Origin of the sequence: Streptomyces sp. NPDC047869 (genome assembly GCF_040704065.1) — a bacterium.
GTDB lineage: Bacteria > Actinomycetota > Actinomycetes > Streptomycetales > Streptomycetaceae > Streptomyces.
In genome coordinates, this window is the sequence record NZ_JBEYRK010000007.1 from 146321 (window position 1) to 170127 (window position 23807).

At 73.7% G+C, this 23807-nt stretch carries 24 protein-coding genes; 12 read left to right on the plus strand and 12 right to left on the minus strand.

The genetic code is table 11. The features are described from left to right. The first annotated feature begins 61 nt into the window (after positions 1-61). The 3 genes from AB0924_RS12100 to AB0924_RS12110 all read left to right on the plus strand — a co-directional run bounded on the left by AB0924_RS12100 (position 62) and on the right by AB0924_RS12110 (position 1876). Positions 62-796 carry a ferritin-like domain-containing protein gene (locus AB0924_RS12100; RefSeq protein WP_366911307.1) on the plus strand — a complete coding sequence of 245 codons (735 nt, stop codon included), beginning with the start codon at positions 62-64 and terminating at the stop codon, positions 794-796. A gap of 212 nt (positions 797-1008) precedes the next feature. Further along, entirely contained in the window at positions 1009-1224 is a 216-nt protein-coding gene (locus AB0924_RS12105) for a hypothetical protein (RefSeq protein WP_366911308.1), read from the plus strand. Continuing rightward, a complete protein-coding gene (locus AB0924_RS12110; protein ID WP_366911309.1) occupies positions 1214-1876 on the plus strand; it encodes a hypothetical protein in 663 nt (220 codons plus the stop codon). The genes AB0924_RS12105 and AB0924_RS12110 overlap by 11 nt, the downstream gene beginning before the upstream one ends. A gap of 103 nt (positions 1877-1979) precedes the next feature. Here AB0924_RS12110 and AB0924_RS12115 read toward each other — a convergent pair whose 3' ends face one another. Together AB0924_RS12115 and AB0924_RS12120 are read right to left on the minus strand one after the other, a co-directional pair. Further along, entirely contained in the window at positions 1980-2729 is a 750-nt protein-coding gene (locus AB0924_RS12115; RefSeq protein ID WP_366911310.1) for a class I SAM-dependent methyltransferase, read from the minus strand. Between the two features lie 4 nt (positions 2730-2733). Continuing rightward, positions 2734-3039 (minus strand): 4a-hydroxytetrahydrobiopterin dehydratase, encoded by a 306-nt coding sequence (locus tag AB0924_RS12120; protein ID WP_366911311.1) that lies wholly within the window; start codon positions 3037-3039, stop codon positions 2734-2736. A gap of 308 nt (positions 3040-3347) precedes the next feature. On the opposite strand from AB0924_RS12120, the gene AB0924_RS12125 reads away from it, so the two are divergent. Beyond that, entirely contained in the window at positions 3348-4181 is an 834-nt protein-coding gene (locus AB0924_RS12125; RefSeq protein ID WP_366911312.1) for a helix-turn-helix transcriptional regulator, read from the plus strand. Between the two features lie 97 nt (positions 4182-4278). Beyond that, positions 4279-5142: a helix-turn-helix transcriptional regulator gene (locus AB0924_RS12130; RefSeq protein WP_366911313.1), complete on the plus strand. Its 864-nt coding sequence runs from the start codon at positions 4279-4281 to the stop codon at positions 5140-5142. 15 nt (positions 5143-5157) lie between these two features. On the opposite strand, the gene dnaK is transcribed toward AB0924_RS12130, so the two are convergent. The 4 genes from dnaK to AB0924_RS12150 form a co-directional block, all read right to left on the minus strand. Then, the gene (dnaK, locus tag AB0924_RS12135) at positions 5158-7020 is read right to left on the minus strand and encodes a molecular chaperone DnaK (protein ID WP_366911314.1); all 1863 of its coding nucleotides are present in this window, start codon (positions 7018-7020) and stop codon (positions 5158-5160) included. A 177-nt stretch (positions 7021-7197) separates the two neighbouring features. Next, positions 7198-7623: an OsmC family protein gene (locus AB0924_RS12140; RefSeq protein ID WP_358927860.1), complete on the minus strand. Its 426-nt coding sequence runs from the start codon at positions 7621-7623 to the stop codon at positions 7198-7200. Between the two features lie 89 nt (positions 7624-7712). Beyond that, entirely contained in the window at positions 7713-9836 is a 2124-nt protein-coding gene (locus AB0924_RS12145) for a phage holin family protein (protein WP_358927858.1), read from the minus strand. A 119-nt stretch (positions 9837-9955) separates the two neighbouring features. Further along, positions 9956-10387 carry a hypothetical protein gene (locus tag AB0924_RS12150; RefSeq protein WP_358927856.1) on the minus strand — a complete coding sequence of 144 codons (432 nt, stop codon included), beginning with the start codon at positions 10385-10387 and terminating at the stop codon, positions 9956-9958. Positions 10388-10471: 84 nt separating this feature from the next. Here AB0924_RS12150 and AB0924_RS12155 point away from each other — a divergent pair, with 84 nt between their 5' ends. Both AB0924_RS12155 and AB0924_RS12160 read left to right on the plus strand, forming a co-directional pair. Continuing rightward, the gene (locus AB0924_RS12155) at positions 10472-11245 is read left to right on the plus strand and encodes an MBL fold metallo-hydrolase (RefSeq protein ID WP_366911377.1); all 774 of its coding nucleotides are present in this window, start codon (positions 10472-10474) and stop codon (positions 11243-11245) included. Further along, positions 11242-11886, plus strand: a complete 645-nt coding sequence (locus AB0924_RS12160; RefSeq protein ID WP_358927854.1) for a VTT domain-containing protein — start codon at positions 11242-11244, stop codon at positions 11884-11886. The genes AB0924_RS12155 and AB0924_RS12160 overlap by 4 nt, the downstream gene beginning before the upstream one ends. A gap of 39 nt (positions 11887-11925) precedes the next feature. On the opposite strand, the gene AB0924_RS12165 is transcribed toward AB0924_RS12160, so the two are convergent. From AB0924_RS12165 to AB0924_RS12175, 3 genes are all read right to left on the minus strand, one after another. Continuing rightward, the gene (locus AB0924_RS12165; RefSeq protein ID WP_366911315.1) at positions 11926-13095 is read right to left on the minus strand and encodes an MBL fold metallo-hydrolase; all 1170 of its coding nucleotides are present in this window, start codon (positions 13093-13095) and stop codon (positions 11926-11928) included. Beyond that, a complete protein-coding gene (locus AB0924_RS12170) occupies positions 13092-14348 on the minus strand; it encodes an aminotransferase class I/II-fold pyridoxal phosphate-dependent enzyme (RefSeq protein WP_358928086.1) in 1257 nt (418 codons plus the stop codon). The genes AB0924_RS12165 and AB0924_RS12170 overlap by 4 nt, the downstream gene beginning before the upstream one ends. Before the next feature lie 232 nt (positions 14349-14580). Then, positions 14581-15261, minus strand: coding sequence for a hypothetical protein (locus AB0924_RS12175; protein WP_358927850.1), 681 nt, complete (start codon positions 15259-15261; stop codon positions 14581-14583). 254 nt (positions 15262-15515) lie between these two features. On the opposite strand from AB0924_RS12175, the gene AB0924_RS12180 reads away from it, so the two are divergent. From AB0924_RS12180 to AB0924_RS12190, 3 genes are all read left to right on the plus strand, one after another. Beyond that, on the plus strand, positions 15516-17309 hold the full coding sequence (locus AB0924_RS12180) for a thiamine pyrophosphate-requiring protein (RefSeq protein ID WP_366911316.1): 1794 nt from the start codon (positions 15516-15518) through the stop codon (positions 17307-17309). Positions 17310-17402: 93 nt separating this feature from the next. After that, positions 17403-17780, plus strand: a complete 378-nt coding sequence (locus tag AB0924_RS12185; protein ID WP_358927846.1) for a DUF2795 domain-containing protein — start codon at positions 17403-17405, stop codon at positions 17778-17780. An 85-nt stretch (positions 17781-17865) separates the two neighbouring features. Continuing rightward, positions 17866-18408 carry a type 1 glutamine amidotransferase domain-containing protein gene (locus AB0924_RS12190; protein WP_358927844.1) on the plus strand — a complete coding sequence of 181 codons (543 nt, stop codon included), beginning with the start codon at positions 17866-17868 and terminating at the stop codon, positions 18406-18408. 64 nt (positions 18409-18472) lie between these two features. Here AB0924_RS12190 and AB0924_RS12195 read toward each other — a convergent pair whose 3' ends face one another. The 3 genes from AB0924_RS12195 to AB0924_RS12205 all read right to left on the minus strand — a co-directional run bounded on the left by AB0924_RS12195 (position 18473) and on the right by AB0924_RS12205 (position 21195). After that, entirely contained in the window at positions 18473-18730 is a 258-nt protein-coding gene (locus AB0924_RS12195) for a DUF6158 family protein (protein WP_358927841.1), read from the minus strand. 149 nt (positions 18731-18879) lie between these two features. Continuing rightward, complete coding sequence (locus AB0924_RS12200) at positions 18880-20499, minus strand: ATP-binding cassette domain-containing protein (RefSeq protein WP_358927839.1); 1620 nt, start codon at positions 20497-20499, stop codon at positions 18880-18882. Between the two features lie 42 nt (positions 20500-20541). Further along, positions 20542-21195, minus strand: coding sequence for a histidine phosphatase family protein (locus AB0924_RS12205; RefSeq protein WP_366911317.1), 654 nt, complete (start codon positions 21193-21195; stop codon positions 20542-20544). A 104-nt stretch (positions 21196-21299) separates the two neighbouring features. On the opposite strand from AB0924_RS12205, the gene AB0924_RS12210 reads away from it, so the two are divergent. Both AB0924_RS12210 and AB0924_RS12215 read left to right on the plus strand, forming a co-directional pair. Further along, the gene (locus AB0924_RS12210; protein WP_366911318.1) at positions 21300-22784 is read left to right on the plus strand and encodes a phosphatase PAP2 family protein; all 1485 of its coding nucleotides are present in this window, start codon (positions 21300-21302) and stop codon (positions 22782-22784) included. A 174-nt stretch (positions 22785-22958) separates the two neighbouring features. Beyond that, positions 22959-23780: a class I SAM-dependent methyltransferase gene (locus AB0924_RS12215; protein WP_366911319.1), complete on the plus strand. Its 822-nt coding sequence runs from the start codon at positions 22959-22961 to the stop codon at positions 23778-23780. Positions 23781-23807 lie beyond the last annotated feature (27 nt).

The following is a 23807-nucleotide window of genomic DNA, read 5'->3' on the forward strand; positions in this document are numbered from 1 at the left end:
CCGTCCCCGGGCGTCGTCCCTGTCCAGGGCACGACGGTCGTGTCCGGGGAGGGGAGACCGGGTGCGAGGGGACGAGTTCGCCAAGTGGGTGCGGGACTTCGAGGACGAGCGGGAGCGCCGGGCCGCCCAGGGTGACCCCGACTGGGGGCGGGGCGCGGCACTGCATCCCGCTGTGTGGGCCGGTATCCAGCGCTTCCAGGTCGGGGAGGACGGCGACGGCGCCAACCTCGTGGCGAAGGCGGACCAGGCGGGCGACGCCGACTACGCGCGTGCGGTCCGGCTGTTCGTCGCCGAGGAGCAGAACCACGCCAGGATGCTCGCCCGCCTGCTGGCCGCGGGCGGGATGCCGCTGCTGAGCGGCCACTGGAGCGACACGGTCTTCGTACGGCTGCGGCGGCTGATGGGCCTGCGCCTCGAACTGCTGGTGCTGATGATCGCCGAGGTGGTGGCCCTGAGGTACTACCGCGCGCTGCGCGACGGCGCCGGGGACCCGCTGACCTCGGAGGTGGCGGGCCGCGTCCTCGCCGACGAGGAACGCCATGTGCCCTTCCACTGCGCCCGGCTGCACGCCTCCTTCCTGGAGCTGCCCCGCGTCGCACGCCGCCCGGTGCTGGCCGGGTGGCGGCTGCTGCTGCTCGCGGTCTGCGCCGTCGTCGCCGTCGACCACGGCCGGGCCCTGCGCCGGCTCGGCGTCACACGCCGGCGCTTCCTGGCCGACGTCATGGCCTTGTCCGGCCCGGTGGTCGGCACGATCCTGACCCCGCGGCCCGACGCCTGGTCGGGCCACGGGGTCTGACGGCCGGCGGGGTGGCGGCGGTACCGGCCGACGTGCGTTTGACTGGCCGTCACCTTCGCGTGATATCAGTCCTGTTTCAGACGGGCGTGCGACCGTTAGCCACTTCGGTGGTAAAGGATCAGCCATCCGGGGCATATGACTGTGAGCAACCGGTTGAGTACGCAATGCTGTGAGTGTCGCGCAGCACAGCACAACCGTCTGGGGGGTAGACGATGAGTGTGACGATCGACGAGAAGGCACTCACGGATCACGAGGACGACATCGTGATCGTCGTGTCCGACGCCGACTACCGGGATGCCGCGCAGCGGGCCCTGGACGACCTCGGTCTCACTTATGCCGAACTGCGGGAACAGGCGCGCGAGGGCGACTTCACCTCGTCGCAGGCGCACGCGCTGTGGGTGTCGATCGGCGGCACGGTTGACCTCTGACCTGTCCAGGCAGGTCTACAAGTTCGCCAAAGAGTTGCAGGCAACCCTCAACGGAACCGTGTGCCAGCACGTGCGCATCGCCGCAGTGCTGCGCCCACGTTCCGTGGTCGGCCCTGTCTTCACTCTCGGCAACGGCCTGTCCGCCGCCAACCCGACCCAGCCGATCGCGTTCCCGCTGCGCATCGACAACAAGAAGCCCCGCGCTTGGATGAACCTCTCGTACCAGGTTCGTCTGGACGACGAGGACGATTTCCTGACGGTGCATTCGTCATACTGCGGGATCTTCACGGACGAGGCCTTGGAGACGTGCCTGCTCCATTGGGACTACGAACGGGAGAAGGACAGGTACACGAGCGCCCATGTACAGGTGTACGGCACGTCTCCCGCGCTGGAGGCACTCAACCGGAACAACGACCAGAAGCGTTCGCTGGACAAGCTGCACATTCCCGTGGGTGGCAAGCGGTTCCGGCCCTGTGTCGAGGACGTCATCGAGTTTCTGATCACCGAGCGGTTGGCCGACGGCCGGGAAGGCTGGGAGAAGCGCGTAGAGGAGGGCCGCAACCACTATCGTCGCGGCCAGCTGCTGGCGACCATGAGGCGCAACCCGGACGTCGTCAAGGAGTACCTCGAGAGCCTCGACGCCGAGGAGTAGGGAGGGCCGCGGGCCGCAGGAGCGAAACTGAACGGGCAGCCGGTCATCCTGGACGCGGTGAAGTTCGGCGAGAGCTGCGCCGCTCGGGAGTTGCCGCCCGGAGTCAGGCGGCGGGCGGCTTGCGGAAGGCGCGCAGCGAGAACACCGGGTCCGGGCGACGGCGGTCCTGGTCCGGCAGGCGGGCGAGCCGGGCGGCGAACTCCTCGGCACGGGGGCCTTCCGGGGGCAGCAGGGTGAACCAGCCGCGCCTGAGGTCCATCACGGTGGTCCGCGGGCTGCGGCCCTGGCCGAGGCCGGGGAAGGCGGCCCGCCCGGCCGGGACGAGTCCCTCGGCGGCGGCGTACCCGGTGACGGCGTCCGCGGCGTCCTGGGCGGGGCGGCGGGGGCGGGTGACGAGGACGGCGTCGATGTCGCTGCCGACGTCGTGCGCCTCGGCCTTGTCGACGGTGGTGACCCAGACCCCGCCGGGCGTGAGGACCCGCGCGCACTCGGCGATGACGGCGCGCACGTCGGCGGGGCCGGACAGCAGGTGCAGCAGCCAGACGCAGGTCACCGCGTCGAAGGCGGCGTCGGCGAAGGGCAGGCGGCGGCAGTCGGCCCGCACGACGGTGCCGGGCAGGCGGTGGGCCGCCCGGCGGGCCATGGCGGTGGAGAGGTCGGCGCCCGTCACCCGCAGCCCGGGCCGGGCGGCGGCGAGGCGCCGGGTGACGATGCCGGTGCCGCAGGCGAGGTCCAGGAGCCGGCCCGGCGGGTCGGGTATCAGGCCGAGGACGGCCCCGGCCGCCGCCTCGGCGCGCGGTTCGCCGCCGCGCGAAGCGTCGTAGGCCTCCGCTTCCTCGTCGTAGTCGAGCACATCGTCAGTGTGTTCCGTGGCCGGGGGCGATGTCCTCCACCCTGCGGGCGAGGTCGAAGTCCTTCTCGGTGACGACGCCGCCGGCGCTGTGCGTGTTCACGCTCAGGTGGACGGAGTTGTAGCCGAGGGTGAGGTCGGAGTGGTGGTCGAGCTCGTCCTGGATCCCGGCGATGTGCACGACCAGTGCCGTCGCCGCGAAGTGCGAACCGAGCCGGTAGGAGCGGGTGAGCCGGTCGCCGTCCAGCGACCAGCCGGGCAGCTCGGCCAGCCGGTCCTCGATCTCCTTCTGCGACAGCGGTTCCACGGCCATGGACGGTCTCCCTCCGGAGTGTGCGGGTACGCGTTCAGCCTGCCACGTCCGCCCGTCCGTGCACCCGGGCCGGTGCGCCGCGCACTCCGTTCGGCCGCGCGGGCACTCCGTTCGGCTCCCTGCACCTCCTTCTGGCCCGGCCCCTCCTTCTGACGCTGCCCCTCCTTCTGACGCTGCCCCACCCTCTGGCGCTGCCCCACCCTCTGGCGCTGCCCCACCTTCTGGCGCTGCCCCTCCCCCTGGCCGGGTGAGGCCGGCTTCCTGGCGGGACGCGTCATCGGGCGCGCCGCTCGGATACGGTCGACGGCATGACCATCGTCGCGACCGGCCCCACCGCCTCCGCCGCCACGAACGCCGACAAGGGCCAGGCAGGCCGGCTGCTGCGCTCCTGGCGGGAGCGGCGCCGGATGTCCCAGCTCGAGCTGGCGCTGCGCGCCGACTCCTCCGCCCGGCACATCAGTTTCATCGAGACCGGCCGGTCCCGGCCCAGCGAGGAGATGGTGCTGCGGCTGGCGGAGCACCTCCAGGTGCCGGTGCGGGAGCGCAACGCGCTGCTGCTGGCGGCCGGTTACGCCCCGCGCTACCCGGAGACCCCGCTGGACGACCCGGCGCTCGACGCGCTGCGCGACGGCATGGAACGGCTCATCCAGGGTTACGAGCCCTACCCGGCCCTGGTGGTCGACGCCGGGTACACGGTGGTCGCCGCCAACCGGGGCATCGCCCTGCTGCTGGAGGGAGTTGCCGAGGAGCTGATGACGCCGGCGCCGAACGCGATGAGGCTGACCCTGCACCCCGACGGCCTCGCGCCGCGCATCCGCAATCTGCGCGAGTGGCGCGGGCATCTGCTGGCGCAGATGGAGCGGCAGATCGCCCTGGACCGCTCGGACCAGCTACGGGCCCTGTACGAGGAGGTCGCCGGGTACCCGGTGCCCGAGGACGCGCCCGGTGACGAACCGGCCGGGCCGGTGCCGTACTTCGCGCTGCCGCTGCGCATCGAGCACGACGGGCGGATCCTGTCGTTCGTGTCGTCGATCTCCACCTTCAACACGCCCATGGACGTCACGGTCGCCGAACTCGCCATCGAGACCTTCCTGCCCGCCGACCCGGCGACGAGCAAGTACCTGCACACACTGGCCGGTTGACGCCTCCGCCCGGCGCCGGATCCGCTCGACCGCCTGTGCGACGAGGGCACGCGTGGCAGACTGCCGCCGTACTTCGGACCTGGGGGGAGGGCGGGCTGTGAGCGAGCGGCGGGCGGCTCCCACCGTGGGTCAGGTGGTGCTTGGCAAGCGGTTGCAGGAACTGCGGGAGGCGGCCGGGCTCAGCCGCGAGGAGGCCGCCCGGGTGCTCCGGGTGGCGTCGGCGACCGTACGGCGGATGGAGATGGCCGAGGTCGCGCTGAAGATCCCTTACGTGCAGGTGCTGCTGGCCACCTACGGGGCGGCCGGGGAGGAGCAGGCCGCGTTCGTCCGGCTGGCCGAGGAGGCCAACCAGCCGGGCTGGTGGCAGCGGTTCCACGACGTGCTGCCGGACTGGTTCAGCCTGTACGTGAGCCTGGAGGGCGCCGCCCGGATCGTCCGCTCCTACGAGCCGCACTTCGTGCCCGGCCTGTTGCAGACCGAGGGGTACGCGCGCGCGGTGCTGGAGGCCGGGACGATCGGGCAGACCGGGCCGGAGGCGATAGAACGGCATGTCTCGCTGCGCATGGCGCGGCAGCGGCTGCTGGAGCGGGAGGACCCGCCCCACCTGTGGGTGATCATGGACGAGACGGTGCTGCGGCGCCCGGTGAGCGTCGACGCCGCGGTGATGCGCGACCAGCTCGACCGGCTGCTGGAGTACGCCGGCCGGGACCGGGTCACCCTCCAGCTCGCCGAGTTCGCGGCCGGCCCGCACCCGGGGACCTACGCGCCGTTCACACTGTTCCGGTTCGCCGAACCGGAGCTGCCCGACATGGTGTTCACCGAGTACCTGACCGGCGCCCTGTATCTGGACTCCCGCCAGGAGGTCTCCACGCACCTGGAGGTGCTGGACCACATGACCGCGCGGGCCTCCTCCGCGCGGCGCACCCGGCAGCTGCTGCGGGAGTCCCGCGAGGCCCTGTGACGCCCGGCCGCCGGCTCAGGCCGCGCCGCCCTTCGTGTCCCGCTCGTCGTCGACGATCTCCGCGTCCACCACACCGTCATCCTCCTCCGACGCGCTCCGCTCACCGGCGGGACCTGCCGAACCGGCGGAGGCGTCGGCATACATGGCCTGGCCCATCCGCTGGCTGACCGTGGCGAGTTTCTCGACTCCCGCGCGCAGGGCCGCCGTCTCGGCGTTCTCGGCGAGCAGGGTCTTCAGCCCGGTCACCGCCTCCTCGACCTCGGTGCGGGTCTCGGCGGGCACGCGGTCCGTGTTGTCCCGAAGGAACCGCTCGGTCTGGTAGACGAGTTGCTCGGCCTGGTTGCGGGTCTCGGCGGTCTCGCGGCGTTTGCGGTCCTCCTCGGCGTACTGCTCGGCCTCCCGCATCATGCGGTCGATGTCGTCCTTGGGCAGGGCCGAACCGCCGGTGACGGTCATCTTCTGCTCCCGGCCGGTGGCGAGGTCCTTCGCGGAGACGTGCATGATCCCGTTGGCGTCGATGTCGAACGCGACCTCCACCTGCGGGACCCCGCGCGGCGCGGGCGGCAGCCCGGTGAGGTCGAAGACGCCCAGCTTCTTGTTGTACGCGGCGATCTCGCGCTCACCCTGGTAGACCTGGATGCCGACCGAGGGCTGGTTATCGGTGGCGGTGGTGAAGATCTCCGAACGGCGGGTCGGGATCGTGGTGTTGCGCTCGATCATCTTCGTCATGATGCCGCCCTTGGTCTCGATGCCCAGGGACAGCGGGGTGACGTCCAGCAGCAGGACGTCCTTGACGTCGCCGCGCAGGACGCCCGCCTGGAGCGCTGCGCCGACCGCGACGACCTCGTCGGGGTTGACCCCCTTGTGCGGCTCCTTGCCGGTGAGTTCCTTCACCAGGCCGGTGACGGCGGGCATCCGAGTGGAGCCGCCGACCAGGATGACGTGGTCGATCGCGGACAGTTGCACGCCCGCGTCCGCGACCGCCTGGTGGAAGGGCTTCTTGCAGCGGTCCAGCAGATCCTCGGTCAGCTCCTGGAACTGGGCGCGCGTCAGCTTCTCCTCCAGGTGCAGCGGGCCCTCGGCGGAGGCGGTGATGTAGGGCAGGTTGATCGAGGTCTCGGAGGACGAGGACAGTTCGATCTTGGCCTTCTCCGCGGCCTCCCGCAGCCGCTGCACGGCCATCTTGTCGGCCCCGAGGTCGATGCCGTTCTGCCCCTTGAACCGTTTGACGAGGTACTCGACGATCCGCTGGTCCCAGTCGTCGCCGCCGAGGTGGGTGTCGCCGTTGGTGGCCTTCACCTCGATGACGCCGTCGCCGATGTCCAGCAGGGACACGTCGAAGGTGCCGCCGCCGAGGTCGAAGACGAGCACGGTCTGCTCCTCGCCGCGGTCCAGGCCGTAGGCGAGGGCGGCGGCCGTCGGCTCGTTGATGATCCGCAGCACCTTCAGGCCGGCGATCTCCCCGGCCTCCTTGGTCGCCTGGCGCTGGGTGTCGTCGAAGTAGGCGGGGACGGTGATCACCGCGTCCGTGACGTCCTCGCCGAGGTAGGCCTCGGCGTCCCGCTTCAGCTTCTGCAGCACCCGCGCGGACAGTTCCTGCGCGCGCAGCCGGCTGCCGTCGATGGAGCCCTGCTCCGGGAAGCGCCAGTGCGCGTCCCCCATGTGCCGCTTCACCGAGCGGGCGGTGCGCTCCACGTTGGTGACGGCCTGCCGCTTGGCCACCTCGCCGACCAGTACGTCGCCGTTCTTCGCGAACGCCACCACCGACGGGGTGGTGCGCGCGCCCTCCGCGTTGGCGACGACGGCCGGCTCGCCGCCCTCCAGGACGGCCACCACCGAGTTCGTCGTCCCGAGATCGATCCCGACCGCACGTGTCATGGTCCGTCCCCTTCCGCCAGGTGGTTCCGCCAGGAGGTTCCGCCGGGACGCATCCGCGAGGACGCCTGCCGCCCTCCCAGCACAGAACGCGGGTGCGCGCTTGTCAATGCACGGGTGCCCAGGAAACGGCGATGCCGCGCACCCGGTGGGCACGCGGCATCGACGGGGCGTACGGCGTCAGGCCAGCTCGGCCGTCAGGGTGATGGTCGTACCGGTCAGGGCCTGGCTGACCGGGCAGTTCTTCTTGGCGTCCTCGGCCGCGGAGCGGAAGCCGTCCTCGTCCACGCCCGGCACCTCGCCGCGGACGGTGAGGTGGATGCCGGTGATGCCCTCGCCGGGCTGGAAGGTGACGTCGGCCTTGGTCTCCAGGCGGGTGGGCGGAGTACCGGCGCCGGCCAGGCCGTGCGAGAGGGCCATGGAGAAGCAGCTGGAGTGGGCGGCGGCGATCAGCTCCTCGGGGCTGGTCCTGCCGTTCGCCTGCTCGGCGCGCGACGGCCACGACACCGGCTGCTGGCCGATGCCGGAGGAGTCGAAGGTGACGACGCCGTTGCCCTCGAGCAGGTTGCCTTCCCAGACGGTGTGTGCGGTGCGCGTGGTTGCCACGGCTCTTCCTTTCCATGGGGGTCCGAGTTGTTCGGGTACCGCGTCCCATCCGATCACACTCGGGGGCGCCGCACCCTGTCGACGGGCCCCTAGGCGGCCCGCTCCTCTCCCGTGCGCTCCTCCTCTGCCCGCTCCTCTCCGGTGCGCTCCTCCCCGGCGCGCGTGGTGAGCGGCACCTGCGGGCCGTCCACCTCCAGCAGCCAGCGCCGCAGTACGCGGTGCACGTGCTCGGCTCCGGCCGGCTCCTCGCCGTCGGCGGCGGGCGCGGACAGGGTGAGCGGGGAGAGCAGGAAGGGCCGGGACTGGGCGCCGCCGAGGCCGCCGTGGGAGCCGATCTGCTCCTCGAAGGCGAGGACTTCGCCGTCGGCGGGGTCGTGGAAGGAGTTGACCATGATGTCGGCGGTGTGCGGGAAGGAGTGGGTGCGGCGTACGGCATCCGCGGCGCCCGGGCCGAAGCCGGCCAGCGGGCCGGGCTCCTCGTCCAGGCGGGCCAGCGGGATCTCGGTGCCGTACGGGCCGAGCACCAGACCGTCGTGCTCCTCGCTGCGCACCAGCAGGAAGCCGATGCCGGGGTGGTTGGCGAGGGTGGTGAGCAGGCCGGGGTGGCGGGCGTCGATCTCCTCCCGGCTCATGCGGTGCGGCACGTCCGGGAACGACACCAGGCCCAGGTTTCCCGAGGCCAGTACGACGGGTTCGGTGCCCCGGGCTGGGCGGTGCCCGTCGCCGTCGGCCTCCTCGGGCCTGCCCAGGGCGGCCCGGACCGCGGCGCGGGCCTCGGCGCCGCTGCGGGTCCGCTCGGCGTGGCGCGGCACGGGCAGTCCGCAGCCGGCCCGGACCAGGTCGCCGAGGGTGAGGCCGTAGCGGGAGCGGAAGGTCTCGCCCGGGCTCTGGCCGTGGTCGGACAGGACGACGACGCGGTAGGGGCGCGGCGCGTGCTCGGCGGCCTTCGCGATGAGGGCGAGGGACCGGTCGAGCCGCTGCAGCACCTTCTCGGCGTCCCGGCCGCGCGGCCCGGAGTGGTGGGCGACCTCGTCGTAGGCGACGAGGTCGGCGTAGACGGCGGTGCGGCCGGCGAGCATGTCGCCGAGCACGGCGGCGACCACGACGTCGCGCTCGACGACGGTGGCGAAGGCCCGCACGAAGGGGTAGAGGCCGCCGCGGCCGACCCGGGGCCGCTGCCGGCGGACGCGGGCCCGGGTGGACTGGACGATCTCGCGGACCACCTCGGCGACGAAGGACAGGGCCGTGCGCACGGCGTTGGCGGGGTCGGAGAAGTAGGCGAAATAGCCGGCGCGGGAACGGTTCTCCCGGCCCCGGCGGCGGATGGCGATGGACAGGACGAGGGCCTGTTCGCCGGCGCCGCCGCTGAACAGGTTGCCGCGGCTGGCGCCGTCCACGGCGAGCAGTCCCCCGTCGCCCGTGCGCTTCACGGCACGGCGCTGGAGTTCTGCGGCGCTGGTCGGGCGGTTGCACACCATCACCTCACCGCGCTCCTTCTCGTACCAGCGGAAGGCGGGCACGTCGAAGGTGCTGCCGTGCAGGATGCCGAGCTGGCTGGCGCCGGTCTGGCTGGACCAGTCGGTGCGCCAGGGGGTGAGCCGGTGCGTGGGCCGCATGCCGTCGGCGGTCGCCAGCCAGCCGGCGACGGTCGGCATCAGGCCCCTGCGGACGGCGTCGGTGAGCACGTCGTGGCCGACGCCGTCGAGCTGGACGCAGACCAGGCCGGGGGTGTCCGCGCAGGGCGGCCCGGCTCTTCGGCGGCGGTCGGCGAGGCGCAGCAGACGGCGGCGGTAGGCGTCGTCGTCGCGTACGGCGAGGGCCGCGCCGGTGGCCGAGGCCACGGCGGACATCACGGCGGCCACCACGACGGCGGTCTCCGGGGCGGCCTCGGGACGGCCGGAGGGGTTGAGGCGCAGGGCGAGCAGCAGCAGCGAGCCGTTGAGGAAGAAGACCAGCAGGCCGAGGACGAGGGCGGGCACGAGCAGCAGCAGCCGTACCAGGAGCGGCCACACCAGAACGGAGAGCAGACCGAAGGCGCCGGCGCCGCAGGCGGCGGTGATGGCTATGTGGGTGGCGCTGTCGCCGTCGGGGGACTGGAGCCTGAAGTCGGGCAGCAGTCCGGCGAGCACGAGCATGGTGAGCGTGGAGACCGCCCACACCGTGGCGCTCCGTCCGATCTGACTGGCCGCCCTCCGCCACCGCACGTCCCGCACACCTCACGTCCCGCCCCGCTCGACCGACCGACCGGGCCCCGGCTCCCACCTTGTCACACCGGGCCGGGCGCTTCCGGACGGGGCGCCGCACCGCGAGAACGGTGCCGGTGCCGGTGCCGTCAGCGTCCGTCGTAGCCGGCCGTCGGCATCGACAGCCTGCGGTGCACCCGTGCCTTCATCTGCGCGTCGTACGACGGCTCGGCCCGCCCCACCGTCTCCACGCGCACCCCGCGCCGCGCGCACTCGGCGGTGAACTCCTCCACGGAGGACAGGGCGCGCTCCAGTACGCGCAGGCTGGGCGCGACGAACACGTCCACCCCGGACCGCACTCCGTCCCACAGTGCGCAATGGTCGAAACGCAGCCCGCCGACGAGAAGTTCCCGCGCGACGACGTAGCCGCGCTCCGCGGCCCAGCGGGCGCACATCGCGTACTGGCTGCGCGAGTCCACCAGGAAGGGGTCGGCCTCCAGTTCCTCCAGAGGCGTCAGGCTCGCGATGGCGGTGACCCGCACCGGCGCGAGCCCGCCGGAGGCACCCCGTAACTGTCCCATGGCGTCCCCCTCACCTCCGGGTTTCGCCAGCGACCCTACTCCTGCCCGTAGGCTTCGGGGAGTCGCGTGAAGGAGGCGAAGGAGGTGCCGGTGGAGATCACCTGGTGGGGGCACGCCACCTGCACACTCGAGGACGCGAACATACGTGTGATCACCGATCCGCTGTTCGCCACCCGGCTCGCGCATCTGCGCCGCCGCCGGGGCGCGGTGCCGCCCGCCGAGGCCCGCCGCGCGGACCTGGCGCTGGTGTCCCATCTGCACGCCGACCACCTGCATCCGCCCTCGCTGGCCGCGCTCCCCCCGGGCACGCGCCTGCTCGTGCCCCGGGGCGCACCACGGGCGGTACCCGCACTGCGCCGGCTGCGGGGGCTACGGATCACCGAGGTGACGCCCGGCGACGAGGTGCGGGTCGGGGACCTGCTGGTCCGGGTGGTCCCGGCGCGGCACGACGGGCGCCGGCTGCCGGTCGGCCCGCACCGCTCGTCGGCGCTCGGATACGTCCTCACGGGCGAGGCACGGACCTACTTCGCCGGGGACACCGGGCTGTTCGACGACATGGCCGAGCAGGTGGGGCCGGTGGACACGGCGCTGCTGCCGGTGGGCGGCTGGGGTCCCTTCCTCGGGCCGGGGCACCTGGACGCGAGGCGGGCGGCGCAGGCGCTGGCCCGGCTGGCGCCCCGTGCCGCGGTGCCGGTGCACTACGGGACGTACTGGCCGATCGGCATGGACGCCGTGCGCCCGCACGAATTCCACGCGCCGGGTGACGAGTTCGTGCGCCTGGCGGCCGCGGCCGCGCCGGAGGTGACGGTGCACAAGCTGGGGCACGGCGAGCGGGTGCGGCTGGAGGTCGCACGGTGAGATGGCTGCCGGACGCGGTGACACTGGCCGCCGCGTCGGCACGGTCCGTGCCGCCGGAGTCGACGCAGCAGGCGCTCGGCTATCCGTCGCTGTTCCTGCTCGTGCTGATCGGGGCGCTGGTCCCGGTGGTGCCGACCGGTGCCCTGGTGAGCACGGCGGCGGTGGTGGCGTTCCATCAGACGGCGCCGTTCTCGCTGCTGCTGGTGTTCGTCACGGCCTCCGCGGCGGCCTTCCTGGGGGACGCGACGCTGTACTGGCTGGGGCGGCGCGGGCTGCGGTCGAAGAACGGCTCGCGCTGGCTGGAGGCGATCCGGTCGCGGGCGCCGGAGGAGCGACTGGAGCAGGCGCAGGAGAAGCTGGCCGGGCACGGGGTCGCGGTGCTCGTGCTGTCCCGGCTCGTGCCCGCGGGGCGCATACCGGTGATGCTGGCCTGTCTGCTGGCCGAGTGGCCGCTGCGGCGGTTCTCCCGGGGCAACCTGCCGGCCTGTCTGGCGTGGGCGCTGACGTACCAGGTGATCGGGATCCTGGGCGGCTCCCTGTTCCCGGAGCCCTGGGAGGGGGTGGCCGCGGCGGTGGCGCTGACCGTGCTGGTCAGCGCCATGCCGAGCGCCGTGCGGCGCCTTCGGGGGATCGAGCGGTAGCTACGGGCGGGTGGGCGGCGGCCGCGGGAAGGGCCCGGTTCACTCCAGCACGCGCGAGCCTCCCACCGGGAGGTCCCACAGGTCCTCGCGCTCCAGGCCCGCCTTCTCCCAGGCCGTGCGCACCCGGGTCAGCGGCTCCAGGACCGGCTCGGCCGACAGCACGAACGTGCCCCAGTGCATCGGGGCCATTCTGCGCGCCCCCAGATCCAGGGTGGCCCGTACCGCCTCCTCCGGGTCGCAGTGGACGTCGCTGAGCCACCAACGGGGGTCGTAGGCGCCGATGGGCATGAGGGCGAGGTCGATCCCCGGGTAGCGGCGGCCTATGCGGGAGAACCAGTGGCCGTAGCCGGTGTCCCCGGCGAAGTAGAGGCGCTGTCCGTCCGGGTCGGTGAGGACCCAGCCGCCCCAGAGGCTGTGGCAGGTGTCGGTGAGGGTGCGCTTGGACCAGTGGTGGGCGGGCACGAAGTCGAAGCGGACGCCGGACAGTTCGGCGCCCTCCCACCAGTCCAGCTCGGTGACGCGGGTGAACCGGCGTCGCTGGAACCAGCGGCCGAGGCCGGCGGGTGCGAACACCGGGGTGTCGCGCGGGAGCCGGTTCAGGGTGGGGGCGTCCAGGTGGTCGTAGTGGTTGTGGCTGATGACGACCGCGTCGACGCCCCGCAGGCTCTCCCAGGGGACGCCGACGGGGGTGATGCGGGCCGGGGTGCCGAGGATGCGGCGGGACCAGACGGGGTCGGTGAGGACGGTCAGTCCGCCGGCCCGGAGGATCCAGCTCGCGTGTCCCGCCCAGGTGACGGCGATGGTGTCGGTGCCCACGCTCGGCAGCGGGCCGGGGGCGTACGGGACCCGCGGGATGCCGGCGAGGCCCGCCGGGCCCGGGCGTACGGCGCCCTCGCGGGCGAAGCGGGCGAGGGCCTTCAGGCCGGGCAGGGGGGCGGTGAGCCGGTCGTGGAAGGTACGCGGCCACACCCGGTGCTCGCCCAGCGGGCGGGGCTCGGCGAGCGGCGGGAACGGGGGCGCGAGGGCGGCCCGGGGCGCGCGGACGCCGGCCGTGCCGTCCTCCGGGTCCGGCGCGGTCGTGGAGGCCGGCGTGGGCGTGGAGGTCGTGGAGGCCGGCGTGGGCGTGGTGGTCAAGGAGGTCGAGGAGGTCGAGGAGGTCGTCAGGGACGTCGTGGCGGTGGACCCGGGCTCATGCGTCTGCTGCGTCATCGAGGAGGCTCCCGTCGCTGAGCGTCGTCGCGGAGGCCGTCGAAGGCCGACCTCAAGGAGATCAACGCGCGGTGCACGTGTGGCAGTTCCAACGGTGAGGGTGACGTGAGGGATTCCGTGCGTTCCTCGTCCGTGCCGCCCAGCAGGGGCCCCGTGGCGAGCCGTACCCGCAGCTCCCCGAGGCCGTCGCCGAAGCGGTGGCCGCCGGGCGCGGGCATGCCGAGCCGGGCGGTGAGGAAGTCCTCGAGTTCCTGCGCGTCCGTCACGCCCTGGCGGGCGAGCGCCCCGCCCAGCGGCCCGAGGTCGGCGTACAGGTGGCGGCCGGCCTGCGGCGGCCGGGCGAGCGCGCCGGACGCGACGACCGCGGAGTGCGCGGCGGCGGCCACGCGCGCGTGCAGGCGTACGGCGGCCTCGCGGCGCTCGGCGACGGGCGTGGGCTCGTCGAGGGCGTATCCGGCGACGGCGGCGACGGGCGCGGCGACCCGCGCGTCGAGAGCGGTGAGGATGTCGAGCACGCGCGCGTGGAGCCGCTCCCCCGCCGCTCCGGAGGGCACGCGGGCGACGGCGGCGGGCCAGCCGGGCGGCAGCAGGGCGCCGGCCAGGTCGCTGACCACGGTGACCCGGTCGGGCAGCATCTCGGCGGGGCTGAGCAGGACGGTCCCGTGCGGGTCGTGCAGGGTGTCGCGCCAGGTCTCGTCGCTGACCAGGTGCAGTCCCTCGGCGACGGCGGCCTCGACGGTCTCGTGCAGCAGTTCGGGCGGGGCGACGGTGGCGGTGGGGTCGTCGGCCACGGACAGCACCAGCAGCCGGGGGGCGCCGCCCTCGGCGCGGACCCGGCGCACAGTCTCCAGCAGGGCGTACGGGTCGGGGACGCCGCCGCTCTCGGCCGGGGTCGGCACGTGGAACACAGGCCTGCCGAGCAGCCGGGCATAGGGCGCCCACCAGGCGGCGCAGGGGCGGGGCACCAGCACGTCGCCGCCGTCCCCGGCGAGCGCGGCGGTCACGGCGAGCAGCAGGGCGGGGGCGCCGGGGCCCGCGGCCACCCGGTCCGGGACGCAGGACAGCCCGCGCCGGGTCCAGTAACCGCAGGCCGCCTCCAGCAGGGCGGGGGAACCGCCGACCGGCTGGGCCTCGGCCCGGCCCGCGGCGGCGGCGAGGACGGCGGCGAGTTCCGGCAGGACGGGCAGACCGTCGCCGGGCAGCGGGGGCCCGTAGCGGACGGGGCCGTGTCCTTCCGGGTCCGTCCGCCGCATGTCCGCCTCCGCGCTGTCGTGGTCCGTCCGCCGCCCCACCAGGTGGGTGCTTCCCTCCGCACGCCGTCACCACTGGTCTCCCGGCGGGTCCCGCGGCTTCGGGGGTGCGGGCTGTGCGGCTGGTGCGTCCGGTGCCCACGGATGGTGCCCTCGGGTAGGTGTGTACCCGCCGGGCGGCCCGCCATGGCCGGTGATCGCGGCCGGTCCGGCACCGTGCCGGACCGGACCGGCGTCAGCCGCCCGAGGTCCGTCGGCGGCCGAGGAGCCGGTAGCCCGCTCCGGCGCAGGCCGCGGCGATCAGCAGACCGCCGGCGACCAGGGCCGGGACCGAGTCGTCGAAGGTGCCTCCCCGTCCCGCCTCCACCCCGTGCTCCACGGGCGCGGGCGTGCAGTCGTCGTCCCCGCCGGACGCGCGGCAGCCGTCACCGCCGCCGCCCTCGCAGGAATCGCCCTCCTCACATCCCTGTCCCTGACCTTGGCTCTGGTTCTGCCCCGGGCTCTGGCTTGGCCCCTGGCTCTGCCCCTGTCCCGCCCCCTGCTCCTGTCCCTGCCACAGCCCATCTCCCTCGTCCTGCCCCAGTTGCTGGTCCCCCTGCTCCTGTCCCTCCCCCTGGGCGTCCCCCTGCTCCTCGCCCTCTCCCGGTTCCTGCGTCTGCCCCAACCCCTGCTGCGGCGCCGGGGTTTGCCGCGCCTGCCCCGAAGCGCACACGCCGCCGGTGGCGGCACCCGAGCCGGTGCCGGCGTCGCAGGGCACGGGCACCGTCACCGGACCGGGCACGGCGGCCGGGGACTCGGGCACCACGGCGCCGGGGCTCTCCCCGGCGCCGGGGTCCGCGGACGCGACGGGCCCGGGCATGACGAGCGCGGCGCCGGCCAGGACGGCGACGGACAGGGCACGGGCGGTGCGTCGCATGAGAAAGGCTCCTCGGCGAAACGGCGGTCGACGGTCGGCGGGGCACGGCTGGTGCCCTCGACTGCCATGAGAGCCCGCCAGGCGCCGTACCGCGCGCGGCCGGACCCCATTCGCGGGACACGGACCGCCGGGCGGGTGACACCGCCCCGACGCACCCCGATCCCCCGGCCCGGCAGGTTTTCCGCACCCGCTGCAGGTCACTCGGCAGGTACTGACCGGATGTCCGCGACCCACCGCACCGGGAGGACCCCTCCATGAGCAGCAAGGTCTCCGACCACATCCTCGAGCGGCTGCGAGCCTGGGGCGTGGAACAGGTCTTCGGCTACCCCGGAGACGGCATCAACGGGCTGCTCGCCGCCTGGGGCCGGGCGGAGGACCAGCCGCGCTTCATCCAGTCCCGGCACGAGGAGATGTCCGCCTTCGAAGCGGTCGGATACGCCAAGTTCAGCGGCCGGATCGGGGTGTGCGCGGCCACCTCGGGGCCCGGCGCGATCCACCTGCTGAACGGCCTGTACGACGCCAAGCTGGACCACGTCCCGGTGCTGGCGATCGTCGGCCAGACCGACCGGACCGCGATCGGCGGCTCCTACCAGCAGGAAGTCGATCTGCACACGCTGTACAAGGACGTCGCCTCGGAGTTCGTCGAGACGGTGATGGTGCCCGAGCAGCTTCCGAACGTGCCGGACCGCGCGATCCGCACCGCCTGCGCCCGGCGCTGCCCCACCGCGGTCATCATCCCGGGCGACGTGCAGGAGCTGGACTACTCACCGCCGACGCACGAGTTCAAGATGGTGCCGTCCAGCCTGGGGATGAGCGACTACACCGCGACCCCGACGGACGAGGCGCTGCGCCGGGCGGCGGACGTACTGAACGCGGGTGACAAGCCCGCGATCCTGATCGGGCAGGGCGCCGCCGGTGCGGTGGCCGAGGTGCGGGAGATCGCCGAGCTGCTGGGTGCGGGCGTGGCCAAGGCGCTGCTCGGCAAGGACGTCCTCAGCGACGAGCTGCCGTACGTCACCGGGCCGATCGGGCTGCTGGGCAGCAGGCCGTCGTACGAGCTGATGCGGGACTGCGACACACTGCTGACCATCGGCTCCTCCTTCCCGTACACGCAGTTCATGCCGGAGTTCGGCAAGGCGCGCGGGGTGCAGATCGACATCGATCCGCACATGGTCGGCATGCGCTACCCGTACGAGGTGAACCTGATCGGCGACGCCGCGGCCACGCTGCGGCGGCTGATCCCGCTGCTGGACACCGACCGGGGCGGGCGCGAGTGGCACGACACCGTGTGCGCCAACGTCAAGCGCTGGCACGACACCATGGAGCGGCGGGCCGGTCTGTCGGCCGACCCGATCAACCCCGAGTACGTGGCCCGGGCGCTCGACCCGCTGCTGCCGGACGACGTGATCCTCACCTCGGACTCCGGTTCGGTGGCGAACTGGTACGCGCGGCACATCACGATGCGGCCGGGCATGCGCGGCTCGCTGTCCGGGACGCTCGCGACGATGGGCCCGGGCGTGCCGTACGCGATCGGCGCGAAGTTCGCGCACCCGGACCGGCCGGTGGTCGCCCTGGTCGGCGACGGCGCGATGCAGATGAACGGGCTGACGGAGATGATCACCGCGGCCAAGTACCGGGACCGCTGGTCCGATCCCCGGCTGGTGGTGGGCGTGTGGAACAACCGCGATCTGAACCAGGTCACCTGGGAGATGCGCGCGATGGAGGGCTCCCCGTCGTTCCTGCCGTCGCAGGAGATCCCGGACGTGCAGTACGCGGCGTTCGCCCGCACCCTCGGCCTGACCGGGGTCCGGGTGGAGAAGCCCGAGGAGGTCGAGGCGGGCTGGCGTGCGGCCCTGGAGGCCGACGGCCCGGCCGTGATCGAGTTCGTCACCGACCCCGCCGTACCGCCCATCCCTCCGCACGCCTCCTGGGAGCAGATGGAGGCGACGGCCAAGTCGATCCTCAAGGGCGACGCCGACCGGGGATCGATGATCAAGCGGGGGCTGAAGGCAAAGGTGCTGGAGTTCCTGCCGGGCGAGAGGAAATAGCCGGGAGCAGCGGAAAGCGAATGCCGGGAAGCCCGTGTCGGCCGGCGGCCGGCGGGTACGCGGTGCGGACCTTCGACCCTCTGGAGGGAGAACATGCAGCGAGGCAGTGACCGGCTGAACGTCCACCGGGACGACGAGATGAAACACGAGCTGCAGGGCCTGCTCAGGTCCGGGCACCCGACGCGCACCGAGGAGTGGCACGACCCGGAGCCCACTGCGGACGACGACCCGGAGGTGTGGGCCGGACCCGTGGCACCGGGGCAGGCGGGCGCGTCGCTGGAGACAGTGCGGCTGGAGCTGGCCCGGCACCTGGGGCGGCACGCCTTCCCGGCCAACGCGGGCGAGCTGGCCCGGGCACTGCGCCGCGGCAACGCCCCCGGCGCGCTGATCGACGCGGTGGCGGGACTGACCCGCTCGAGCCGCTACGAGACCGTGCACGAACTGGCCGAGGCGCTGGTGGGCCGGGCATGAGCCGGGCCCGGGCGGCCGGAGCGGGAAACGGCGCGCCCGGGCCGGCAAGGCCGTCGTCCGTGCTGTGGAAGGAAAGTGAGCAAGCATGCGTATCGCGTTTCTGGTGGCCCCCGAGGGTGTCGAGCAGGTCGAACTGACCGAGCCGTGGAAGGCCGCCTCCGACGGCGGGCACGAACCGGTGCTGGTGTCGACCGCGTCCGGCAAGATCCAGGCGTTCAACCATCTGGACAAGGCGGACACCTTCCCCGTGGACGAGGTGGTGGGTGAGACGTCGGCCGCCGGGTTCGGCGCGCTCGTGCTGCCCGGCGGGGTCGCCAATCCCGACTTCCTGCGGATGGACGAGAAGGCCGTCGCTTTCGTCAAGGAGTTCTTCGAGCAGGGCCGGCCGGTCGCCGCGATCTGTCACGCGCCGTGGACGCTGGTCGAGGCGGACGTCGTGCGGGGCCGGGTGCTGACGTCGTGGCCCAGCCTGCGGACCGACATCCGCAACGCGGGCGGCACCTGGGTGGACGAGCAGGTCAAGATCTGCGACCACGGTTCCAACAAGCTGGTGACCAGCCGCAAGCCGGACGATCTGAAGGCGTTCTGCGACGCGTTCCTGCACGTGTTCGCCGGCGAGGCGGGCTGATCCCGTCCAGTGCGCGCGGAAGGGCCGGCCCGTACGGGCCGGCCCTTCCGCGTGGGCGTCCGGATCAGGTGCCGGACGTGCCCGGAGTCACCGCGTCGCCGCACCCGCGCTCTCGGGCGCCCTCACGGGTGCGGCCCGCGCTCACCAGGCGGCGCGGGTTGCGGCGCAGGTACTCGCCCTCCAGCTGCGCCATCCGCTCGTTGTGGGCCCGCAGCGCGTCGTTGGAGCCGTACAGCAGGGTGTCGTGGCGCGTGCGGTGGATCGTCTCCAGCTCCTTCATGAGCTGCTGGTCGTCCAGTCGGCTGGGCTCGACTCCGGTCATGGTGGTGCCCCGCTCGTCGTGGTCGTGTCCGTGGTCCGGGTACCCGCCCGGATGGACCGCACCCGGGGATCCCGGGACGGAAGCCGTGGAGCTCGCGTTCCTGTCTCCACTGTACGAACATCCCGGTCTCCGGGCCTCCGCATACGTCCTCAGCGGGCGCGTTCCACCCGGCGCTCGTCCCAGACCGGCTCGGGCGTCTCACGGACGCGGCCGTCGCTGCCGAAGACCAGGAACCGGTCGAAGGAGCGGGCGAACCAGCGGTCGTGGGTGACCGCGAGGACGGTGCCCTCGAAGGCCTCCAGGCCCTCCTGGAGGGCCTCGGCGGACTCCAGGTCGAGGTTGTCGGTGGGCTCGTCCAGCAGCAGGGCGGTGACACCCTCCAGTTCCAGCAGCAGGATCTGGAAGCGCGCCTGCTGGCCGCCGGAGAGCCGGTCGAAGGACTGCTCGGCCTGGCCGGTCAGCTCGTAGCGGCGCAGCCGGGACATGGCCGCGCCCCGGTCCTGGGCGTGCTCCTTCCACAAGATGTCCAGCAGGGTACGGCCCGTGAGTTCGGGGTGGGCGTGGGTCTGCGCGAAGTGGCCGGGCACGACCCGCGCGCCGAGCTTCCACCCGCCCGTGTGCGCCACCTCCTGACCGGCCAGCAGCCGCAGGAAGTGCGACTTGCCCGAGCCGTTGGAGCCGAGCACGGCGACCCGTTCGCCGTAGAAGACCTCCAGGTCGAACGGCTTCATCAGGCCGGTCAGTTCGAGACCCGCGCAGGTGACGGCGCGCACCCCGGTACGGCCGCCCTTCAGCCGCATCCTGATGTCCTGCTCGCGCGGCGGCTCGGGCGGCGGTCCGGCCTCCTCGAACTTGCGCAGCCTGGTCTGGGCGGCCTGGTAGCGCGAGGCCAGCTCGTGGCTGACGGAGGCGGCCTGGCGGAGGTTGATCACGAGCTTCTTGAGCTGGGCGTGCTTCTCGTCCCAGCGGCGGCGCAGCTCCTCGAAGCGGGCGAAGCGCTCGCGGCGCGCCTCGTGGTAGGTGGCGAAGCCGCCGCCGTGCACCCAGGCGTCGGCGCCGGCCGGGCCCGGCTCCACGGAGACGATCCGCTCGGCGGCGCGGGCGAGGAGTTCGCGGTCGTGCGAGACGAACAGCACCGTCTTGCGGGTCTCCCGGAGCTGCTCCTCCAGCCAGCGCTTGCCGGGCACGTCGAGGTAGTTGTCCGGCTCGTCGAGCAGCAGCACCTCGTCGGTGCCGCGCAGCAGCGCCTCCAGGACGAGGCGTTTCTGCTCGCCGCCGGAGAGGGTGCGCACCTGCCGCCACTGGGCCCGCTCGTACGGCATGCCGAGGGCGGCGGTGGTGCACATGTCCCACAGGGTCTCGGCCTCGTAGCCGCGCACCTCGGCCCAGTCGGCGAGGGCCTGCGCGTAGCCGAGCTGGGCGGCCTCGTCGTCGACGGTCATGATGGCGTGCTCGGCCCGGTCCACGGCCCGCGCCGCCTCGCGGATACGGGGCGGCGCGACGGACACGAGCAGGTCGCGGACGGTCGTCTCGTCCCGGACGGAGCCGACGAACTGGCGCATCACGCCGAGGCCGCCGCTGACGGTCACCGTGCCGCCGTGCGGTTTCAGCTCGCCGGAGATCAGCCGGAGCAGGGTCGTCTTGCCGGCGCCGTTGGGGCCGACCAGGGCGACGGCCGCGCCCTCGCCGACCCGGAAGGAGACATCGCCGAGCAGCGTCCTCCCGTCGGGGAGGTGGTACTCGAGGTGCGCGGCTTCCAGATGTCCCATGAGGAGGCATTCTGTGGGCCGCCCCGGCGCAGGGGCAAACCGTTATCCGGCGTCCACCGGTTCCCCCGCCGGGCCGCTCTCCCCCGCCGGTTCCACCGCCGCGCCCTCCCAGGCCAGGGCCTTCCACCCGTCGGACGGCGAACCCTCCAGGACGACGACGCCGGTGTTGCGCAGCGGGCGGGCCGCGGCGAACGCGACGTCGACGTTGCCGGCCCGGGCCGCGGTCCACAGGCGGATCGCGGCGCCGTGGCTGACCATGGCGACGGTCGCGGCGCCGCTCGCGGCGGCCTCGGCGACCACCGCGTCGTACCGGGCGAGGGTCTCCTCGCCGTTCTCCCCGCCGGGGATGCGCGGTGCGGTGTCACCGGCGGCCCAGGCGAACACCGTGCGCAGGTAGACGGTGCCCCGCGGGGAGTCCCCCGGCAGCATCTCCAGGTCGCCCGCGGTCACCTCGCGGATGCCGTCCCTGACGATCGGCTCCAGGCCCCGGGCGGCGGCCAGCGGGGCGGCGGTGAGCCGGGTGCGCAGCAGGGTGGAGACGTAGACGGCCTCGATGTCCTCGTCCGCGAGCGCCCGGGGCAGTTCGGCGGCCTGCCGCTCGCCGAGCGGGGTGAGCCCCGGGCCGGGTACGGCGGTGTCCAGCAGCCGGTCCACGTTGGACGGGGTCTGGCCGTGGCGGACCAGGAGCAGGCGCATCAGGGGTGTCTCCTCACACGCCCGTCGGGCGGACCGGTGAGAGCGGGCCGGTGACCGGCGTGTCCGGGCACAAGAAGCGGGCACTTCAGGGTAACCGGACCCCTATGAGCCCAGACGTCGACCTCACTGTCCCGAGGCCCCGCCTCCGCGTCCTGTCCAAGCTGCTCGAGTACGACTGCCGGCTGTTCGAGCTGGCGGCCGGCCGGCACTGGCCCGGCGGCGAGCGGGTGCTGCCCCGGCTCAGCCGGAGTGCCAACCACGGGGTGCTGTGGTTCGCGACGGCCGCCGCGATCGCGGCGAGCCGTTCGCCGCGTGCCCGGCGGGCCGCCACCCGGGGTGTGGCCTCGCTGAGCGTGGCGTCGCTGGCCATCAACACCCTGGGCAAGCGGTCGGTGCGCCGCGCTCGGCCGGTGCTGGACTCGGTGCCGCTGTCGCGGCAGCTCAAGCGCCAGCCGATCACCACCTCGTTCCCGTCCGGTCACGCCGCCTCGGCCGCCGCCTTCGCCACCGGGGTCGCCCTGGAGTCGCCGCGGTGGGGTGCGGCGGTGGCACCGGTGGCGTTCTCCGTGGCCATGTCGCGTGTCTACACGGGCGTGCACTATCCGAGTGACGTGCTGGCGGGGGCGGCGCTGGGCGTGGGCGCCGCGTTCGCCGTACGGGGCCTGGTCCCGACCCGCACCCAGGTCGCGCCGCCCCCGCGGCCGCGGACCGAGGCGCCCGCGCTGGCCGACGGCGAGGGCCTGGTGCTCGTCGCCAACCGCGCCTCCGGCACCTCCGAGCGGGTGCGGGTGCTGCACGAGGCACTGCCCGGGGCGGAGATCGTGGAGTGTGCCCCGGAGGACGTGAAGGCGGAGCTGGAGAAGGCCGCCGCGCGGGCGCGGGTGCTCGGGGTGTGCGGGGGCGACGGGACGGTGAACACGGCGGCCGGGGTGGCCCTGCGGCGCGGTCTGCCGCTGGCGGTGCTGCCCGGGGGCACGCTCAACCACTTCGCCTACGACCTGGGCGTGGAGGACGAGCGGACCCTGGCCGACGCCGTCCGGGCGGGCGAGGCGGTCCGGGTGGACGCCGGCCGGTTCGTGGCGGGCGGTCACGAGGGCCTGTTCCTGAACACCTTCAGCCTGGGTGTCTACCCGGAGCTGGTGCGCGAGCGAGAGCGCTGGTCGTCCCGGATCGGCGGCTGGCCGGCGGGGATGCTCGGCGCGATGAAGGTGCTGCGCGCCGACCGGCACCCGCTGACGGTGGAACTGCGCGGCAAGCGCCACCCCCTGTGGCTGCTGTTCGTGGGCAACGGCACCTACCACCGCATGGGTCTCGCGCCCGGACGCCGTACCGACCTGGCGGACGGGCTGCTGGACGTGCGGGTGGTGCACGGGACCCGCAGGCCCGCGCTGCGGCTGCTGGCGGCCGCCGCGGCCGGCCCCCTCACCCGGTCCCCGGCCCACGCGGCGGTCCAGGTGAACCGGCTGCGGCTGACCGGTCTGGCCTCCGGGACGCCCCTGGCGTACGACGGCGAGGTCGTCGAGGTGGGCGGGGACGTGCTGGTGGAGAAGCTGCCCGAGGCGCTGACGGTGTACCGGCCGCTGTCCTGACCCCGGCCGGCTTCCCCCGGCCGCTCTCCCGCGCCTCGCGGCCGTGGCGCTCGTCCACATGATGAAACGTGGGTCTCATCATTCGGCACGGGCGCGTACCGTTCGGCGTACCGCGCGACGGGGTCGCAAGGCCCCGCCGCGAGCGACGTCGACGAGGGGCGAAGGGGCACAGCCATGCCGAAAACGCGGGACACCGCCGTCTACACGCACGGGCACCACGAGTCGGTGCTGCGGTCGCACACCTGGCGCACCGCCGCCAACTCCGCGGCCTATCTGCTCGGCGTGCTGAAACCCCACATGCGGATCCTGGACATCGGCTGCGGCCCCGGCACCATCACCGCCGACCTGGCCGCGCTGGTCCCCGAGGGTCATGTCACCGGCGCCGACCGGGCTCCCGCGATCCTTGAGCGGGCCCGGGCGACCGCCGGGGCGCGTGGCCTGACGAACGTGGACTTCACGGTCGCCGACGTCCACGCCCTGGACTTCCCCGACGACACGTTCTGCGTGGTCCACGCCCACCAGGTGCTCCAGCACGTCGGCGACCCGGTGGCGGCGCTGCGCGAGATGCACCGGGTGACGAAGCCCGGCGGGTACATCGCGGTGCGCGACGCCGACTACGCGGCGATGACCTGGTACCCGGTGCTGCCGGGCCTGGACGACTGGCTCGACCTGTACGAGGCGGTCGCCCGGGCCAACGGCGGTGAGCCGGACGCGGGCCGACGACTGCGGGCCTGGGCGCTGGCCGCGGGCCTGACGGAGGTCACGGCGACCTCCAGCACCTGGACGTTCGCCACCCCCGAGGAGCGCGCCTGGTGGAGCGGGCTGTGGGCCGACCGCACGGTGGATTCGGACTACGCCGACCGGGCCGTACGGGGCGGGCACGCCACACCGGAGCGGCTGCGGGCCGCGGCGGCGGCCTGGCGGGACTGGGGCCGGCGGGAGGACGCCTGGTTCGGTGTCCTGCACGGCGAGATCCTGTGCCGTAAGGCGGCCTGACCGCGGCCCCGGGAGGAGGCCCCGGGA

What these genes read in the sequence shown, in the direction of transcription:
- AB0924_RS12105 (WP_366911308.1), top strand. Translation starts at nt 1,009, where the DNA reads ATGAGTGTGACGATCGACGAGAAGGCACTCACGGATCACGAGGACGAC.
- AB0924_RS12120 (WP_366911311.1), bottom strand. Translation starts at nt 3,039, where the DNA reads ATGGCCGTGGAACCGCTGTCGCAGAAGGAGATCGAGGACCGGCTGGCC.
- AB0924_RS12125 (WP_366911312.1), top strand. Translation starts at nt 3,348, where the DNA reads ATGACCATCGTCGCGACCGGCCCCACCGCCTCCGCCGCCACGAACGCC.
- dnaK (WP_366911314.1), bottom strand. Translation starts at nt 7,020, where the DNA reads ATGACACGTGCGGTCGGGATCGATCTCGGGACGACGAACTCGGTGGTG.
- AB0924_RS12150 (WP_358927856.1), bottom strand. Translation starts at nt 10,387, where the DNA reads ATGGGACAGTTACGGGGTGCCTCCGGCGGGCTCGCGCCGGTGCGGGTC.
- AB0924_RS12165 (WP_366911315.1), bottom strand. Translation starts at nt 13,095, where the DNA reads ATGACGCAGCAGACGCATGAGCCCGGGTCCACCGCCACGACGTCCCTG.
- AB0924_RS12170 (WP_358928086.1), bottom strand. Translation starts at nt 14,348, where the DNA reads ATGCGGCGGACGGACCCGGAAGGACACGGCCCCGTCCGCTACGGGCCC.
- AB0924_RS12175 (WP_358927850.1), bottom strand. Translation starts at nt 15,261, where the DNA reads ATGCGACGCACCGCCCGTGCCCTGTCCGTCGCCGTCCTGGCCGGCGCC.
- AB0924_RS12180 (WP_366911316.1), top strand. Translation starts at nt 15,516, where the DNA reads ATGAGCAGCAAGGTCTCCGACCACATCCTCGAGCGGCTGCGAGCCTGG.
- AB0924_RS12185 (WP_358927846.1), top strand. Translation starts at nt 17,403, where the DNA reads ATGCAGCGAGGCAGTGACCGGCTGAACGTCCACCGGGACGACGAGATG.
- AB0924_RS12190 (WP_358927844.1), top strand. Translation starts at nt 17,866, where the DNA reads ATGCGTATCGCGTTTCTGGTGGCCCCCGAGGGTGTCGAGCAGGTCGAA.
- AB0924_RS12195 (WP_358927841.1), bottom strand. Translation starts at nt 18,730, where the DNA reads ATGACCGGAGTCGAGCCCAGCCGACTGGACGACCAGCAGCTCATGAAG.
- AB0924_RS12200 (WP_358927839.1), bottom strand. Translation starts at nt 20,499, where the DNA reads ATGGGACATCTGGAAGCCGCGCACCTCGAGTACCACCTCCCCGACGGG.
- AB0924_RS12205 (WP_366911317.1), bottom strand. Translation starts at nt 21,195, where the DNA reads ATGCGCCTGCTCCTGGTCCGCCACGGCCAGACCCCGTCCAACGTGGAC.
- AB0924_RS12210 (WP_366911318.1), top strand. Translation starts at nt 21,300, where the DNA reads ATGAGCCCAGACGTCGACCTCACTGTCCCGAGGCCCCGCCTCCGCGTC.
- AB0924_RS12215 (WP_366911319.1), top strand. Translation starts at nt 22,959, where the DNA reads ATGCCGAAAACGCGGGACACCGCCGTCTACACGCACGGGCACCACGAG.